The organism is Gemmatimonadota bacterium, from assembly GCA_016714015.1.
Lineage (GTDB): Bacteria > Gemmatimonadota > Gemmatimonadetes > Gemmatimonadales > Gemmatimonadaceae > Pseudogemmatithrix.
Genome location: JADJNZ010000005.1, coordinates 102,364 through 119,594, shown reverse-complemented (window position 1 = coordinate 119,594; position 17,231 = coordinate 102,364). Strand labels below are relative to the sequence as shown.

The 17,231-nt window shown below is 65.3% G+C and carries 15 protein-coding genes and 1 pseudogene; 5 read left to right on the top strand and 11 right to left on the bottom strand.

Annotated features, from left to right (window positions below; all coding sequences use genetic code 11):
- Nucleotides 1-234 precede the first annotated feature (234 nt).
- From IPJ78_10900 to IPJ78_10880, 5 genes are all read left to right on the top strand, one after another.
- On the top strand, nt 235-657 hold the full coding sequence (locus IPJ78_10900; protein ID MBK7907053.1) for a transposase: 423 nt from the start codon (nt 235-237) through the stop codon (nt 655-657).
- A gap of 166 nt (nt 658-823) precedes the next feature.
- Nucleotides 824-1,384 carry a hypothetical protein gene (locus IPJ78_10895; protein ID MBK7907052.1) on the top strand — a complete coding sequence of 187 codons (561 nt, stop codon included), beginning with the start codon at nt 824-826 and terminating at the stop codon, nt 1,382-1,384.
- A complete protein-coding gene (locus tag IPJ78_10890; protein MBK7907051.1) occupies nt 1,381-1,917 on the top strand; it encodes a hypothetical protein in 537 nt (178 codons plus the stop codon). Before IPJ78_10895 ends, IPJ78_10890 begins: the two co-directional genes overlap by 4 nt.
- A gap of 156 nt (nt 1,918-2,073) precedes the next feature.
- On the top strand, nt 2,074-2,508 hold the full coding sequence (locus IPJ78_10885) for a hypothetical protein (protein MBK7907050.1): 435 nt from the start codon (nt 2,074-2,076) through the stop codon (nt 2,506-2,508).
- Between the two features lie 940 nt (nt 2,509-3,448).
- Nucleotides 3,449-5,233, top strand: a complete 1,785-nt coding sequence (locus IPJ78_10880; GenBank protein MBK7907049.1) for a tyrosine-type recombinase/integrase — start codon at nt 3,449-3,451, stop codon at nt 5,231-5,233.
- 674 nt (nt 5,234-5,907) lie between these two features.
- Here the strand turns inward: IPJ78_10880 and IPJ78_10875 are convergent.
- From IPJ78_10875 to IPJ78_10825, 11 genes and pseudogenes are all read right to left on the bottom strand, one after another.
- The gene (locus IPJ78_10875; protein MBK7907048.1) at nt 5,908-6,450 is read right to left on the bottom strand and encodes a hypothetical protein; all 543 of its coding nucleotides are present in this window, start codon (nt 6,448-6,450) and stop codon (nt 5,908-5,910) included.
- Nucleotides 6,451-6,503: 53 nt separating this feature from the next.
- Entirely contained in the window at nt 6,504-6,809 is a 306-nt protein-coding gene (locus IPJ78_10870; protein ID MBK7907047.1) for a hypothetical protein, read from the bottom strand.
- Nucleotides 6,806-7,342, bottom strand: coding sequence for a hypothetical protein (locus IPJ78_10865; protein MBK7907046.1), 537 nt, complete (start codon nt 7,340-7,342; stop codon nt 6,806-6,808). Before IPJ78_10865 ends, IPJ78_10870 begins: the two co-directional genes overlap by 4 nt.
- 112 nt (nt 7,343-7,454) lie before the next feature.
- A complete protein-coding gene (locus tag IPJ78_10860) occupies nt 7,455-8,027 on the bottom strand; it encodes a VCBS repeat-containing protein (protein MBK7907045.1) in 573 nt (190 codons plus the stop codon).
- Nucleotides 8,028-8,170: 143 nt separating this feature from the next.
- On the bottom strand, nt 8,171-8,533 hold the full coding sequence (locus tag IPJ78_10855) for a M23 family metallopeptidase (GenBank protein MBK7907044.1): 363 nt from the start codon (nt 8,531-8,533) through the stop codon (nt 8,171-8,173).
- Between the two features lie 105 nt (nt 8,534-8,638).
- Nucleotides 8,639-8,716 (bottom strand): annotated as a pseudogene (locus IPJ78_10850) (RHS repeat-associated core domain-containing protein).
- 234 nt (nt 8,717-8,950) lie between these two features.
- Nucleotides 8,951-9,460, bottom strand: coding sequence for a hypothetical protein (locus IPJ78_10845; protein MBK7907043.1), 510 nt, complete (start codon nt 9,458-9,460; stop codon nt 8,951-8,953).
- 38 nt (nt 9,461-9,498) lie between these two features.
- Nucleotides 9,499-10,041: a hypothetical protein gene (locus tag IPJ78_10840; protein ID MBK7907042.1), complete on the bottom strand. Its 543-nt coding sequence runs from the start codon at nt 10,039-10,041 to the stop codon at nt 9,499-9,501.
- Between the two features lie 94 nt (nt 10,042-10,135).
- On the bottom strand, nt 10,136-10,510 hold the full coding sequence (locus IPJ78_10835) for a hypothetical protein (protein MBK7907041.1): 375 nt from the start codon (nt 10,508-10,510) through the stop codon (nt 10,136-10,138).
- A gap of 85 nt (nt 10,511-10,595) precedes the next feature.
- Nucleotides 10,596-11,195 (bottom strand): hypothetical protein, encoded by a 600-nt coding sequence (locus tag IPJ78_10830; protein MBK7907040.1) that lies wholly within the window; start codon nt 11,193-11,195, stop codon nt 10,596-10,598.
- 562 nt (nt 11,196-11,757) lie between these two features.
- Nucleotides 11,758-17,037 carry an RHS repeat-associated core domain-containing protein gene (locus IPJ78_10825; GenBank protein MBK7907039.1) on the bottom strand — a complete coding sequence of 1,760 codons (5,280 nt, stop codon included), beginning with the start codon at nt 17,035-17,037 and terminating at the stop codon, nt 11,758-11,760.
- Nucleotides 17,038-17,231 lie beyond the last annotated feature (194 nt).

The window sequence follows — 17,231 nt, the reverse complement described above, 5'->3', positions numbered from 1 at the left end:
TCGCGCAAGTTCGGGCACACGTGGGGTTGCGGGGCGCCACAGCATCTCGCTGTCCCAGCGTGACCTCGAACGCATGCAAGACTCGCCGAAGGCGGCGCTCGCCGAGCTGAAAGGCGATGCCACGCTGACCGAGCTCGCCAAGCGCTTCGACTTCACGCCCATCAGATCGGCCAGTGGCGCGATAACTGCTCTCCGGGGCCGACGACGTCTCCGCGGCGGGCGGCAAGCCGGAAGGTGCTGCGTTCGCGCGTATCCACGACGATGGACAGCCGCTTCTGCCTCGAGGCGGTGAAGGAGGCCATCGGGCGCTACGGGTGCGCGGCGATCTTCAACACGGATCAAGGCCGTCTATTCACGAGCGCCGACTTCACGGGCCTGCTCACCGCGCACGGCGTCCGCATCAGCATGGATGGGCAGGGCTGCTGGCGCGACGACATCTTCGTCGAGCGGCCCTGGCTCACGATCAAGTACGAAGAGGTCTACCTGCACGCCTACGCCACGGTCTCCGACGCGCGCGCCGCGCTCGGCCGCTACCTCACGCTCTCCAACACCCGTCGCCGCCAGTCGAGCCTCGCCGACCCCCCCCAACGAGGCATACTTCCTTACGCTGCTGTCGCCACTTCGGGTGGCCGCGTAGCCACCCGAGGAGCTACATAGCGCATGTCGTTTCGCTGTCCGACAATACGAAGCCACTTCTCCAGAGCGATCGCACTGGCACCCAACAGCCGAACGACGTGTTAAGCCGCGGTCGCCCCACCAGGGCGGCCGTCGGCTTCAACGGCGGTTAGATTCCGGTTCGGGGTCTTCCACGCAGCAGGACCCGATTGGCCTCGCCGGGGGGCTGAATTTGTACGGCTACGGCGAAGGGGATCCCATCAACAACTCGGATCCCTTTGGGCTTTGCCCGCAGTGCGTCTCTGCCGTGGTATCAGCTGTCGCTACTCTCGCGGGGCCAGCCTTCGATCAGCTGAATCCCAGAGGTTTCGTTGTGAGTAACCCTCTCGTGCGCCTGAACACAGTGATGCTGCACGCGAATCTCGCCGACCAGCACGACAACGCTGGCTTCGAGTTCCAGGTGTCGGGAGGCGAGCGCTACGAGGATCCCTCGGTTGCGTCCACAAATCCGTACAGTGGCACCGAGCTGCTCAAGATCACGATCAGGTCGAGCACGGACAATAGTGCCGTTGGAGGCTCGGCGAAGCAGACCGACCACCTCGCACGTAAGGGCGGAACCGCTGTCGATTTGCGAATCAATGGCGTACCTGCAGCGACCGTTAACGCCGCGATTCGCAAGACAGGATTCGACCCGAACAAGACACAACGCGACTACCCTAACGCACCGCATACTCATGTCGCGCTCCCTAACAAGCCGAGGGAGGAATGATCTCTCCGCACTGCCCCCAATCGACTCTTTACGCGCGGCTCTCGAGGCGCATAGTTGGTGGCACCATCACTCTGCTCGTGATGCTGGCCGCAACAGAGGCCAGCGCTCAGCCCGGCGTCATGCCACGGGACCTCGCCTCGATCGCCGACAGCATACCCTGCGATCCGGTGCCAGACTTCTACTCGAGGCTTGGCCCAATAACCGCATCATTTGTCTACGGCGTGGAAGAGGGCGAAGCGGCTGAAAGCGTGGCCTTCTGGTGCGTAGGTCGAGTAGACAAGAACTATCGCCTCGTGATTCGAGGTCGTGCGCAGGCGACCCGCAGCTTCACGTGGTGGAATCCGCCAGCGGGACTCACAGTGACTGAAGTTGCCGATCTGGATCTGAGCGAATTCCGAGCTCTCGACGAGCCGCAGAGTCTCGGTCCAGCACATCTCATCGCACGTACCCGCGCGATCAAGAATGAGTACGGAGGCGCGTACACGCTATTCATCCAGTGGAACGGAAGGTGGTATTATCGACTCTTTGATTGACGCGGGGGAACAGGCGTCATGTGACCCCGTCTCGCCTAACGGCGCGTTAAGCCGCGGCCGCCCCACCGTGGCGGCCGTCGGCTTCAACGGCGGTTAGATTCGGGTTCGGGGTGTTCCACGCAGCAGGACCCGATTGGGATCGCGGGCGGGGCGAATGTGTACGGGTTCGCGGGTGGGGATCCGGTCAACTTCGCGGATCCGTTTGGGTTGAAGTCATGCGCTGAACTTCAGCAAGCAATTGACCACACAACACGGTTGCTCGCTGGATACTTTGACCGCACGGCGGATGCGATCGCACAGGGCATTCACGACACGGGGCACGAGAAGCAGATTCGTCAGCGCCAGAACGAAATCAAGTCCTACATTCGAAAGTACCAGAAGAAGAAGTGTGATAGTGGTCCCGACGATGATGATTGGCCGGGCATGGGCCCGGCGCGCGAAATCGTCGAGCGACCCGTGCCCCCTGCACAAGTCGATGGACCGAGGCACGGTTGGCGTCCGCGTCTTCCCACGCCCTCTCCCGAGCTTGGGATGGCCGGCCTGATCACTACGGTCTTCTTCTTCATCTTGCTTGTGCCAATCGGCCTCTGACATCTCTCGGGGGAGAGTCTTGTGACGAACTGCGATGCGATCGAGGTTACCGTGAACGGAACGTGGCCCCTGCAATGCGACACGGGGGAACCAGCGCTCGCCGTGTTGGTCAGTCAATCACGAGGGAATGACCGCGCGACAGTGGTTGACCCTCGTCGCGAGGCGAATCCAGAGTTCGTCGAGTGTTCAGGGTGGTTCCTCGCGACTCTCATGGTGCACCTTCGCGCGCAACAGTTCACCTACGACTTCGAGTTTCCGACCCTGTCGGAGGAGCAAGCAAGCGATGCGAGATCACTCATGCTTGCTCTGCCCCCTACCGAGCTCGTCGCGCGACTCTGGAGACTTCGGCAGACTGTTGGGCCAAGTCTCTATCCGATCTATATCTGGCTTGAGCAGCGAGAAGCGATTGCGGGCGAGAAGGCCGCACCTCCGCTTACCGAGAGTGAGAACGACGGTCCGCTCGTGCGGTTGGCGGTTCTGGATTTCGCACTGGATGTCACGTCCAGTAGGCGCGCTGCTGCTGCCCTAATGAACGCCCTCCGTGACTGTGCTAGAGCGCGTTCCAGCAAAGGAGTGCAGTGGAACGTCGCTCGCGAGTGAATGGAAGGAATCGGGACGCGTGGACCGGTGCGGTCACAACTGCGTGCCTCTGCGATGAGTGACGAACTGGCGCGGCTGAGTCGCCCCGGAGTCCCCCAGGCTCGGAAGGACGGAATCGGCTCCCGCCTCTGAAGCGGCAGGCGCACGCCCCGCATCCTAAATCACCCCGGGACTGACGGAGGCTCGATACCCTGAGCGGTTGGAGCCACGTTCCGATCTGGCGTCTTGCCACCGGACGGTGAGCGCGCGGTTGATCCTGGCGGCCGCGTCATCTCGCTTGCGAGCCCCGAGGCTCACCACTGTCGCGCAACCCTGACCCGATCGCGCGTGTCCACTGGGCATGGACGCCGCGGCCGAGTCGGGACCCGTCATCCGCCTGCTCGCGCACTATCATTCGCGCCTGCGGGCCAACCCAACGCTGTGCGCGCACTTGGAGCGTCTCGGGCTCGCGACGCGAGCGACGATCGCCGAGCACCGGCTCGGGTTCGTCGATCGCACCGCCCAGCGGGCGCTGCTGCCTCGGTCGCCACGCGATGCGGCGGTCATGCGCACGGCGTGGATCGCGGAGGGCTTCCTGTTGCCCAATGGGCGCGAACGCCTCCGTGGTTGCCTCGTGGTGCCGTTGCCTGGCACCTCAACCGCGATCGGTGCCCGCTCGGGATCCCGAACCGGGCACCCGATCTGGGAACTCGTCGCGCCCTCGGGCGCCCCGGACGCTCTGCTCTTCACCCCGCCGCCGGCGGCTCTCGCCCGTGAGCTGGTCTGCACGCTCGATCCGCTCGATGCGTTGATGCTGTGCCGCCATGGAGCCGATTGGGTGGCGTCGTGCGCGAGGGTGCCGGAAGCGCACGGGCGCGCGCGTCTCATCGAACATCTCCTCACCGTGTCATCCGGCCCCCTCCGAGTCATCGCGGCCGGAACGCGGGACGGCCGTGCGTTGGTCGGCGAACTGCTGGCGGCGGCGCGGGACCGGCCGATCCGGATCGTCCACCTCCCGGCGGGCTGCTCCGTTCGTGACCTGCGGCGGCTCCACGGCGAACAGGCGATCGAGGCGCTGCTCAGCGATCGACGCCTGCCGACGTCGGCAGCCGCGGTCCGGTCGCCCTCGGGGCGCACGCGTGTCGTTCGACCCGTCGCACCGTGGGCCGGCCGCGCGGGCAGTCTGGTCAGCGCGCTCGACGCCCATCTGGCGCACCTCGAGGCTGCGGGCCGCCCGCCCGACGCGATTCGTCAGCGCACGCGAGCGCTCGACCTCCTCCGAACGGCGTGCCTCGCGCAGGAGGTCGACTCGATGGGTGCGCTGACCGTGGAGACGCTCGAAGTCTTTCAGCGCTCCCTGCTGTCGGGCGAGACGAGCACGCCGGTTTCGAGGATCATCGGTGCTCCTGGGCCTCCCCGATCCCGCAACGCGATCATCCGCGTGCTCTCAGCGGCACGCCAGTTCCTCGCATGGGCGCTCCGGGCGGGACTCGTCACGCGCGATCTGCGCGAAGGACTCCTCCCGCTCCGCCGCACGGCCGTCACTCCACCGCAGGTCCTCTCGGCCGACGAGGTCGAGGCGATCCTCGACGCGACGCGCGTGCGGACCACCGCCGGCCTCCGCGATCGCGCGATGCTCGAGGTCCTGTACTCCACCGGCATCCGCCGTGTCGAGCTCGTCGGGCTCGATGTGCACGACCTCGACGAGTCGCGCGGCGTGCTCCGCGTGCGACGCGGCAAGGGTGGGACCACGCGGCTCGTCCCGCTGGGTCGCCGCGCACGGTACTGGGTGGCCCGCTACGTGGAGACGGCGCGCATCCGCCACGCGGAGTCGGCACACGAGCCCGCGCTCTTTCTCACGGGACGCGGGCGCCGGATCACCCCGAAGATGGTGACGGGCCGGATGCGCCAGTGCCTTCGCACAGCGGGCATCGGCAAGGCGGGGAGTTGTCACATCTTCCGGCACTCGATGGCGACACTCATGCACGACGCCGGCGCGGACATCCGGGACCTGCAGGCGCTGCTCGGCCACGCGCTCCTCACGAGCACGCAGCTCTACACGCGCGTGTCGATGCAGCGGTTGGTGGAGGTGCATGCCCGCACGCATCCTGCCGAGTGCGACGCCGCGTCGATCGAACGCGAGTGATCGGCCGGGAGTGGCGCGGACGACCTGACCAGGGTGCGTGGTGCGGTGCGCCGACTCACGGTTCATTTTCGGTGACCCGGGTCGCCGCGGCAAGCACGACGGGGACATCCCGTACGGTAGAGCCGGGCTGCATGGGCAACACTCGTGTTCGGTCACTTGGGTGACATGGGGCGTCTCACCCTTTGACGCCGTTCGAGTTGCCCAAGCCTTCACCGCACTACCCGCCCTAGTTGTCAGCTCACTTCTGGAGCAGTGGCGGGGGACCCTCACCTGCGATCCCGATCAGGTCCGGCTGCGTCGACCGCCCCGCACCCGAATCCGACCACGGTTGAAGCCGACGGCCGCCCCGGCGCGGCCGCGACTCAACGCGTCGTTCGGCTCAGGTCTTGCGTGGATCAACTCCTCACATCGCGCGAGGAGTTACTTCACCAAGAGTTCATCCTCGAGATCGAGTCGGGCCGGTAGTCCGACCCAGTCACGCTCAACACCGAAAGAGTCGAGCTGATTCACGATGCACGAGAGCACTTCGTAGTACGCTTGGGCGCGCCCGCGCTCGAAGACTCCGTCCGCATCAGTGCCGGAAGTCTGCCTGGCTTCGGCACCGGCTTGGCGACCACGCTCAAGTAGCGCGGGGATAAGGTCGCGGAGAAGATCCAGCTCACGTGAGGACATGTCTACGGTATCCGATTGAGGATCTCTACTTGCTCGCGCGCAGTGCGGATCTCGGCCTGCCAGCCGTCAATCAGGTGCTGCTGTTGCCTCGCAGCCAGCTCGCCCCAGTTCTTCACTTTGGAGGCTGGATCCTTCAGGTACTCTTCGTGTTTCGCGATATGTCGTCCAAGGCTGCGGGCGGCACGACCGATCTCTGTTGCGCTCCGTCCAGCGTAGTTCGCAAGGAACCCGGCGTGGCGGCCGCCTGCCTGCGCGGCCGCCATGATCTCGTCGCCCGCACGTGCCACTCTCCAGGCGCGCCACGCGTTCGACGCGCCAACGGCAGCTGCGCGGAGGCGTACTGCACCGCCGAACAGCACGGCTCCGAGCGCTGCGGCTCCATCGAAGCAGACTTCGCCCGTGTAGTCCTCAGATCCGGGTTCCGGGCACAGTCCGAATGGATCGCTGACATTAATCGGGTCGCCGCTCGCATACCCGTACAGATTGAGCCCACCCGCCAGCCCGATCGGGTCCTGCTGCGTGAACGGCCCCGATCGCAAACCTATCGGCCGTTGAAGCCGATCGCCGCCCGCGGGGGCGACCGGCGCTTATTGCGCGTTTAGACTCTTGCCCTTGCTATCAGGCCCATGACCTCTGCTCGAATCCAGTTCGCGAGTTCCGGCGCTGTCGCGGCAGGAGTGCCTTTGGGGTACAGGTGAAACTCGATGACATCGAACAGTTCATCGTCGCGGAGAAAGTCGACGCGCAGCTCGCACTCCTCCACCGGACTGCTGACGGGCACTTCGTGCACTATGGCGCGAATACCGGCACTGTTCATTCCGCGATGAAGGTCTTGGAGGACCACCCCGAGACGCTCAATGACTTCTCGTTCGAACGTGACACTTCTCCCGAAGGAGGCTGTCATGGCTTCTTCACCTCCGGGTACTGTACCCATTCGTCGGGGAATTGCCGCTCCTGCCCGGACTTCCCCCTATGTCTCTGATGCTGATGCACCAGCGTTCCGTCAACGTGGACCTGATGAGTCACGGAATTCGTCCTCCCATTCACCTTCTCGATGATGTGTCGAGACCGGCCTCCATCCCCCCCAGGAGTGGGCCGCTCTACAACCTCGTGCGTGACCCCGTCTCCTGGCTCAGACGCCTTATCGCCACTCAAGGCCGCTACGACTAACGTTGTTGCGGTTCCTAGGTAGGTGTCAGGAGTCCATAGCGAGGCGAAGAGTCCGCCGACCGTCGCAGCCACCTTGGCGCCGCCGGAGCTTCCGGGAGAGATTGCCTGCGCTGCGTAGTACTCGACAGCTGACTGGCCGGCAGTCGTGCCAATCATATCGCAGAGCCACTTCGGTGGGCAGAGCCCGAAGGGGTCCGAGTGATTGATCGGATCGCCGCCTGCGTAGCCGTACAGGTTCAGCCCGCCCGCCAGCCCGATCGGGTCCATCTGCGTGGAACACCCCGAACCCGAATCTAACCGCCGTTGAAGCCGACGGCCGCCCCGGTGGGGCGGCCGCGGCGTAACGCAACGTTAGGCTCCCTCGCGGGGTGCTGCACCACTACTGAGGACCGCGACCACCGAGCTTGATCGTATCAACCGGCAGGTCGCAAAGGGTGCCATGCCCAACGGCGCTCGTCCGCGGAATCGTCTCTCGAGTAAGCACCAGCCCGGCGCCTGAGGCAAAACGCGGCAGGACTGAAGTCAAACAAGCGCGCGACCACTCCGACTCGAATCGAATCAAGTAGGCAGCAGAGAGCGGGCTCTCCCGAAACGTGCTTTCTGCTCTCAAGAAGATCCGCGGCGTGAGCCCGCCCTCGTCGTACCCAACCGTCACGAGGTCACGCAGCCCATCATTGTTCACATCTGCCGCGAGTCGCGCCACCTCCGGACCGGCCACATTCGACTCGGTATCGAGGAGTGTGCGCCACGTGTTGTCCGATCGCCGCTCAAGAGCGAGCAGGCGTAGCACGGAGCTCCCGCTGACCCGCCGCACCTGACCGACGAAGTCCAGTCGCCCGTCACAGTTGATGTCGATTGATGCCGCCGCACGTATCTCCTGGACTGCCGGCCGAACGGACTGCAGTTCCGACAGACCAATCGCTGGCGCGGGCTCAATCCACGGCGGCAGCAACTCGACAACCGGACAACTCGCCGAAGTCGCCAGATCCGCGCGCGCTGCCAAGCCTCGCTGACCACTGCAACCGAGGCACACGGTCGCAATCCACGGGAGCACACGTCGAAGGCGAATCGCCCTATGCACATCGCTGTATTGGCTCATGGAATCCCCGGGTCGACGTCGCGACCGTCTTTCGTTCGTCTGATATGCACGTGCTCGCGACGCCCAGAGTTCGCGGGATCGGCATTCCCTGTGATTCCGCTCCGCCCTATTCGCTCACCGCCTCGCACTTGATCACCCACACTCACGTACACCGAGGAGAGGTGCCAATAGGACGTGTTCTCAGTTGCGTCAGCTTTCGAACGAATCGTGACACGAATCCCCGCTCCGTTCCCGTCGGCCGGATCCACAACTTGAGTGACTCTGCCGTCAAAGAGTGCGTAGACCTTGGTACCAGACGCTGCCTCGATGTCGACACCTTGATGCAAGTACTCGTTGCGCAATCCCTGGTTTCGGATCACAAAGCCGCTGCCCCGCGTGCTCTCCGATCCAACGAGGCGAGCGAGTCGAACATCCCCAGTAAGCGGAGCGCACGGCATTCGCGCTCCTGACTTGTCCAGGCAATCGAGCCCAAACGGATCCGAGAAGTTGATGGGATCCCCACCCGCATACCCGTACAGATTGAGCCCCCCCGCGAGCCCGATCGGGTCCTGCTGCGTGAACTGCCCCGCACGCGCTTTTAACCGCCGTTGAAGCCGACGGCCGCCCCGGTGGGGCGGCCGCGGCTTAACGCGCCGTTAGGCGATGAGGACCTATCTAAGGTCCTTCACCGACATTCTCCCGCGCTGACTTCTCGAACACCAGACTCTCGACAGGCCGCGACGACGTGATTCTGCGATCTCGAGGCGACTCGCGCGCGCGACAGCCGGGAAGACTGCCTACTCCGGAGTTGCGCGAGTGCCAATCGGAAGCACTTCGACCCTCAAGATGTTTCCCCGAAACTCGAACAGTCGCACGCGCATGCCTTCCTGTATCGGGCCACCGCTTCGAGCACGCTGGTGGTACGCGGACGAAGCCCCGAAGCCGTCAAAACTGAACTGCTCGGATCCAACTTGGAACTTCTCGAGTGGCCGACCTGTCCACGCTTGAGGCGTGTAGTTCGTGATCTCACCCTCAACTACGCGTGCCTGATTGGCGTTGAGCACACGGACGAACTCATTCTTCTCCTCGGCGTAGCTGAGAATCCGGGCTCCGGTGAGAAGAGCAAGCACGACGCCCGCAAGCAAGTAGATCGCCATGTGAGGATTCTTGCGCGCTACGAAGAGCTCACGGATCTCTCGCCGACGTCGAACGAGCTCAACGAAGAGAGCCGCTAGCAGGACCACAAGCGGAACAAACGCGAACCAAGATGCGAAATCGGCAGTTCTGACATCGAAGACGACGTCCACTTGGATTGCCCCCGCGTTCATCGCACCCCCTTGACCGGTCAAGGCTCGACCACGGAGCCGTCCTTCGTGCGCTTGCCAGAAATGGTCGTGCGTGTCGCAGTCGGAGTTACTCCGGGAGTAGTCGGTGAGGTCACTCCGACACCGATCGTGTAGCCGACAGGCACACCACGACCTGGAATCATCGTCAAGCTGAGGGACCCAGCTGCGACGCCGTAGCTCCCCCCAGCCGAAACCTCCATCGCATTTCCGACAAAGGTGTCGACCGACTCAGAACCGCCTTCGACGTACTGGATGTTGGCATTGGCAGGGGTCTTGCTGCCGAGCGACGGAAATCCACCAGCCAACGGCTTGCCAAAGGTGACGAACCGACCGGTCTCCGAAGCTGTTTCCCATTCTCCGAACGTAACGCTCCACTCCCTGTTACCGACAACGAAGTTCGTTTGGACGCCAGTGAACTTGAGTCCGCAGGGAATCTTCGTGAGCCACTCAGGACAGAGCCCGAAGGGGTCCGAGTTGTTGATCGGATCCCCGTCCGCATACCCGTACAGATTGAGCCCCCCCGCCAGCCCAATCGGGTCCATCTGCGTGGACTGACCCCGGCCAGATTCTAACCGCCGTTGGAGCCGGCGGCCGCCCCAGTGGGGCGGCCGCGGCTTAACGCGCAGTTAGGCTACGCTATCCGTTCGCGAGTAGCGTTCGCACAGCCGCGACCGTTTCCGGATCGCCACCTCGCACTACCAGCGCTTCAACGAATCGCTCCAGCCTCAGACGCTCCTTCTCGCTTCGAACGCGTCCCGTGCGCAGGACGTGCTCGACTGCGGTTCGCTCTGCCTGCCAAGTCGCCTCGGCCTCGAAGCCAGTGCGCGCGCTCAAGATGGCCTCGAGTCCTTCGCGTTCATTCGGCGCGAGTGTCAAAACCATCTCATCAACATCACGCGCGATCAGCTTAAGCGCGCGCAGCCTGCCGCGCGCCATCTCTGACTCCACGATGCTGCGAAACTGAGCGCCGCTGGGGAAGTCCTGCGCCTGCTCGATGAACTTGAGCGTCATGAGTAGGCGCTCGCCCAGCTCGCGAGCTTCGTCCTTTCGGTTCGGAAGAGGCGTCACCTGCGAACTCCGTTGACAATCATCCTGCTCATCGGATCACCGGACCGAACATCATCAGAGCAGCCGCGTTGAATCCCCCAGCGAGCGGATTCACGGCGGACACTCCGCGAATGAGGTTGGCTGAGCTACCTCCATCACTTCGAGCTCCTCCGTGCGCATCGATCAACTGCTGCTCTCGCCCACGAATCGCTGCATATCCTTGTGCTGTCCCTGGCGCGACACGATCAACAAGAGCAGGTCCAAATCCGGCGAGCCTCGCAGGATGCCCGGCGGCGCGCGAACTCACCAGCGACTGCGGATCACCGAATCCACTGGTTCGACCGGAATACACCTCTCCGGTGCCAACATTGGTGCGCGTGTACGTAACGTACTTGAAGTCATTGATCTTCTCGGCGACAGCATCGACGGCGCCTTCAACTGCCGCCGCTATTTCCTTTCCCTTCGCGAGGAAAACGGCGGCCGCTGCTGTTGCCGCTCCGACTCCTACCGCCCCCGCCGTCCCTTCGCCCGCGACAACCAAGGGGATCCAACAGATCGGGCACAGGCCGAGCGGATCCGAGAAGTTGATCGGGTCCCCGCCCGCAAACCCGTAGAGATTGAGCCCCCCAGCCAGCCCAATCGGGTCCATCTGCGTGGAACAACCCGAGTCCGAATCTAACCGCCGTTCAAGCCGACGGCCGCCCCGGTGGGGCGGCCGCGGCTTAACGCGTCGTTAGGCGGATGTTCGTAGGCAGATGAAGAGGGAGCGCTGAAAGCTCCGTTCGGTTGGCTCCCACCAAGTCCGCAGGTATCCGAGTACGTCCGGTAGGTTTGGCGCAGCGGCACGCAGCTTCGCCCAGGGAGCGAAATCTCGATCAGTCGTCCACGGCTCTCGTCCTGGATGGAACAGGTAGAGAGACGGAGGGCTCACATCGAGTTCGGCGGCAACTGCTTGCAGGTCGCGCAAGTGCGCGTGGTTCGCTGTTGGCACGCTCCTCAGTGAGAATCCCACTGCCGGCGTGACCTCGAGGTGCTTCTCTTGACGAATCGCCACTGCGATGTTCAACACCCGCAGTGCCGCGTCGACCCAGTGCTCTCGCGACGACCACGAGGACCCGATCTCGTCGACGTGCAGGTCATCGAAACGATCGATGCCGTTCGCTTCGAGCACCCGCGCCATCCACATAGACACGTGTTGTCGGATCTGCGCTTCACTTGGGTGCATTGAACCCGCCTTTGGTAAGCCAGTCCCTCTCCGCTGAAGTCAGCTCCCGGCCCCCGTGCTTCCAGGAACCATCGCGATTCAGGGAGTGTCCACCCTGAAAGTGAACATTGTCTTGTTCCCCTTTCACCTTGCCGCGGTCGACGCGCGTCACATTCCTTGGCGCTTGGCCGCGCTGGACTTGCTGATTCATTTGGTTGACGGACGTCGGCTGCTCGTCAGGGCGCGCGCCACCTGCGCCCGCACCGCCCGACGATTCTGAGAACATCGCATCAACCACTCCGCCCAACGCCGCGCCAAGCGTCGCGCCGACCGCGGCCCCGGCAACCGCCCCTGCAGGAACGGTAGCGGCAGCAGCCGGCCCTGCTGCTAGACCAAGTAGTCCCGCCCCCCCACCGGCGACCATCCCAAGGTCAGTGCCGACGAGCACCAAGGTCGCCTTGAGCCAGTTACAGAGCGGCTTGTCAATCGGGCACAACCCAAACGGATCTTGATAATTGACCGGGTCGCCATTCGCGAAGCCGTAGACGTTGGCCCCACCCGCGATCCCGATCGGGTCCTGCTGCGTGAACTGCCCGCTCCCCGGATCATAGTACCGGTTCCGGCGATACATCAACCCCGAACTCCCCGCCGCGTCCGTCAGCACCGTGCCCACCCACTGCGGCGGGTTCGAACCCCCCGGAGCGTACGGATACTGCTTCATATATACGCTGCTGGCGGAGGGCCACGCCACGGTCGTGCAGCTCCCGCCCGTCGCCACGCTGCAGTCCGCCGCCGCGCCCGTCGTCCACACCGAGCTCTCCGGCAGCCCGCGCCAGTTGTAGGTCGGCACCCGCCCGTCCAGCGTCATCAGCGGCTTGTCGATCCCACCGGCATGCACGTACCCCACCTTGCCCCAACTCAGCCCCGCGCTGTAGTGCGCGTCCAGCTGGGCGGCGGTCAGCGTGTCATGACCGTTCGCACGGAGCTCGAAGAGGACCTGGTCACCATCCCAGACCGTCCGCTCGATGTAGTAATCGCAGGTCGTGCTGCCGGCGCACATCCAACGGTACGGATCACCGGTGGTCCCGCGACGGGCCCGCGTGAGGACACGACGCCCGAGCGCGTCGTAGCGGTACTCCTCCCAGCTGCCCGTGCTCGCGGCATCCGTGGAATGGTACTTCTGGTGGACCGCGAGCCGGTTGTCCCCGGTGTAGTAGGAGCGCGACGCGGAGTAGTACCGGTCACCGAGGTCCTGGTAGCGCTGGAAGATCGCCACTGTCCGGATCGCGTTGCCGGCGAGGTCGTAGGTCGTGGCCGTCGTGTCGGTGTAGGCCGCCTCCGCAGGCGGATTCAGCCCGGGCCGGACCGGCGTCCGCTTCTTGAGTGCCCCGTTGACGCTGAACTGCGAGACCACCGGGAACTTCGTCGGCTGCGAGCCGATGTCCGAGCGCGAACGCCACACGTCACCGAGGGCGGTGGCACGGAACTGCTCGACATCGAACCAGACCGAGTTCGTCTTCCATCGCTCGGACGCGAGGACGGCACCCGAACCGGCGTAACGGATGCGCGTCTGTTGCGAGTCGATCTGGAAGGCCGCGCTGCCCGACGCCACCGAACGGATCCGCGCGCGCGCATCGCGCGTGAGCGAGCTGTTGCTGAGCGGGACCATCGACGCGCCGTTGCGGCGCACACGCTGGAGCCCCACGAGATTGCCGTCCGGGTCGTAGCCTCGCGTCTCGACGACCCCGGTCACGTAGTTGCCGGACTGGAATGCAGCGAAGAGGAGCGAGTCCTGACGCCCCGCCGCATCGAGCGTCAGGCTGATCCGGTCGAGCCCGTGCACGACGTGACGGAGGAATCCGCGGTCCACGTCGTAGATGTACGCGATGCTGTCCGCGCCGGCGAGGTTGGTCGGCAGCATGTGCGCGACCCGGCGGCCGCCCAGGTCGTATCGGAACGACTGATAGTAGGAGGTCACGTCGAAGTTCGACGTCCCGTAACTCCGGATCCGCTGGGTCTCCGACATCAGGGCGCCGCCGGCGAAGTAGCTCCGGCTCACCCGCGCGTCCTTGTTGTCGGCGCGCACGAGCCGTCCCGCGGCGTCGAACACGAAGCGCGCGGTGTCGGCGCCCACCACGAGCGACGAGTCCGCCCCATTCGGGTAGTACGGGAACTTCATGAGGCAGATCGGGAAGGGCGCGGACGGATAGCGGATCCCGTACGGCATGTCGGTGCAGTTGGTCTGCGGATACGTCACGCTCGGGACGAGCCGCTGCACGAGCCGGTTCGCTGCATCGTACTTCGAGCGGAGGACGTGATTGTTCCGGGTGACCGCGGAGTCGACATTGCCTGCGGGGTCGTAGTAGACCTGCTTCGGCCCCGAGCCCAGCCGCTGCTTGGTCGGGCGGCCCAGCCAGTCGTACTCCCGGATGTCGTACGAACCCTCCGTGCCCGCAGGCACGCCGACGCACTCGCCGACCGGCGCGTCGCACACGTCCCAGACGTTCTGGTCCGGTCGGCTGAACGCGTTGATCGTCAGCGGTCTCCCTTCGCGGTCGAAGGTCGTGCGGACGAACTGCGTGTCCGCCGTGACGGGCGTGTTGTCCATCAGTTGCGCATCGTACTCGAGCATGTACGGCATCGCGGGCGACGCGGTGATCGTCTCCCATGCCCGACCGGCCGAGTCGTAGTGGGTGACGATGCGCTGCACCTTCGTGGTCGTGTCGGTCACCACGTCGACCGACACGACCACGAGCGTGTCGCGCCCGATTCGGTCGCGTGTGTGCGTGATGACGTCGCCGCGCGGCGACTTGGTCTTCGCGACGTTGCCGAGTTCGGGATCGTACTGGATCCGGTCCGCCGTGCCGCTGGCGGGAGTGAAGATGCGCAGGAGCTGCTTGGTGACCGCGTCATACTCGTACCGCGTCGCGCGCCCGGAGTCGCTCCCCACCCACTCGGAGAGGAGATTCCCCGTCGCCACGTCGTACCGGCGTGCCGTCCGCACGCCGTTCGGGTCGGTGAGCGTGTCCGGCAGGTCCCAGACGGCGTTCCACTTCACCGTCGTGACCGCGTTCCCCTGCGCGATACCGAACGGCGCGACGACGGTCGACTGGGTCAGCAGACCGCGCGCATTGTACGTGGCGGTGTTCGTGACGCCGGCCGCGTCGATCACCTTCGCCGCGAGCGCGGGCCAGGTCGCATCGTACGTGACGATCGACTCCATGCCGACCGGGTTCCTGGTCCGCACCGGTGCCCCGAGTCTATTGATCCACCACTTGTGGACGTCGGTCACGTCGGCGCGAGGTCCGTCGAGCCGCGTATACACCGAGTCCGCGATGAGCGCCTGCGCGGTGGCCTGCCCTTCGGCCATCCGGAAGGTGGTCGTGACGGTCTGGGATGCGGTCGCCGGCGTGCTCGCGCTCGCGAGGCGGTTCGCCGCGTCGTAGGTGAAGGTGGTCGCGATCCCCATGCGGTCCGCGCGTGTCGCGACCCGGTAGCCGCCGGCCCCGTTGCCTGAACCGCCGACGTAGGTGAAGCGCACGCTGTCGGTCGCGCTCTCGCGGATCGCGAGGATCCGGGAGCGGCTCGAGCCCGCCACGACCATGCCGGTGTTTCGCCTGATGCGCACCGTGCGCCATCCACCGGGGACGTCCGGCGCGGTCACACTGTCGAGCAGTCCGTTCGTGTAGGCCAGCTGGTACTGCCTGGCGAGCGTGCCGGTCGGGAGAGTGATCGTCTGGAGCAGCCCCCCGCCGTACGTGAACGTCGTCGTCTCACCGATCCGGTTGATGGTCTGCACGTGGTTCCCGAGGTCGTCGAACACGACCCGGATGCCATTGCTGCTCCGACGCTGCCTCGCCGTGCAGCCCGTGCCCGAGACCGTGCCGACGATCGAGTCGGGCCGGTCGAGCGCATCATGCGTGAAGATGCAGGAGTTCACCGCGGTCTCGCGGAAGACACGCGCGGACCCATCGCCACCGATCCACATCATCCGCTCGATGGCGGTGTTGCTCGACTGGTAGGAGACGAGCTGCTCGAGCCCGGCGAGCCACCAGCCGGCCGTGAACGGCGAAGCGAGGCGGTTCACGTGGAGCAACTCGCCGCTGGCCGTATCGGTCACGCCCGCGCTCCGCTGGATGGTGAGAAGGTAGGGGTGTCGGCCGGTGGACAGCGCGGAGCCATCGAACGACGCAGTGATGCGCCGACGGCCACCGGACCCCCAGTCGTTGCTGGACCAGCTGCCTGCGGACAGCACCAGCCCGGAATCGGGACCGGCGGTGATCCGCACCGAGGCCGTGTACTGGACATTCGGGGTCACGGACGTCACGGTCAGCTCGGCCGGGATGAGGACTGTCGGTTGCGCCGCGTTCGCGGAGTAGAGCAGCGTGGGCGCGCGGAACCTGTTCTTCGTCGTGACGCCCGGCATCGCGTGCGCGAGCCGAAGGTCGCCGCACTGCGCGGCACCCGGCCCCGCCGCGATCGTGACGCAGAGCGATTTCTCCGTGATGCCGGTGGGGTTGAGGAGCGCGAGGCCGCTGACGAGCGGGGCGGGCGTCCGCGAGGTCACGTCGGAGAAGGCGGTCGCGACCTGACTGCCGTTCGTGACCGTGAGCGTGAGCCGCCCGGTGGAGAGGTTGGTGCTCGACGACTTGACGGCGACCGTGATGAGCGCGCTCGCGCCGGAGAGCAGCGAGAATGCGGACCCTCCCTTGCCCGGTCCCTGTGGCACACCGACGGAGTCGAGCCCGGTGCCGGCCGCCGAGGACGAGACCGATTGCGTGCTCGGTCCGACATTCGTCACACGGAAGGCGAGCGTGGTGACGGTCGCGGGCGCGGTCTCCAGATACTGCTGCTCCGGGGAGACCGTGCCTCCACTCCACGGCACAGGCGTGGTCCACGTCACGAGCGTCCATCCACTCCAGAGCGGCGACGGCGAGGTGTCCTCGATCGAGGCCCGGAGCGTGCGCGAGGGGGTGCTCAGTGTCACCGTTCCCGACTGCGTCACCTTCGCGAGACAGGGCCCGGGGTTCCCGGGAGGGAACACGACCTTGGGCCAGTTCACCGCCACGCCGTCCAACTGCAGCACGGCGGTCGCCGTATCAAGGCCGTTGTTGTCGCAGTACGTGACCGTGACGGCGATCTGGGCGCCCGGCGCGTACTCGCCGGATGCCGGGCTGATCGTGACGGTCGGGGCGCCGGCCTGCGCCCCCACTCCGCTGGCGACCAGGCTTGCGAGGACGAGGGAGACGGCGACTGCGCGACTGATGCTCCGGAAGGTGGCGGACACGGACTCGGCTCTGGATGAGGGGGACGCGCTCGAACGCTGGCGTTCGGCCCTCCTGAAGCACGCACCATGCCACTCGCCGCTTTCGCGCAACCGCTTTCACTGCAACGCGAACCGTTTCGTCGCCACCACCGATGCACCGGTGAATTCACTCCGACTTGGGTGAATTCACCGTGTCGTCGCAACGGCGGTCGCCG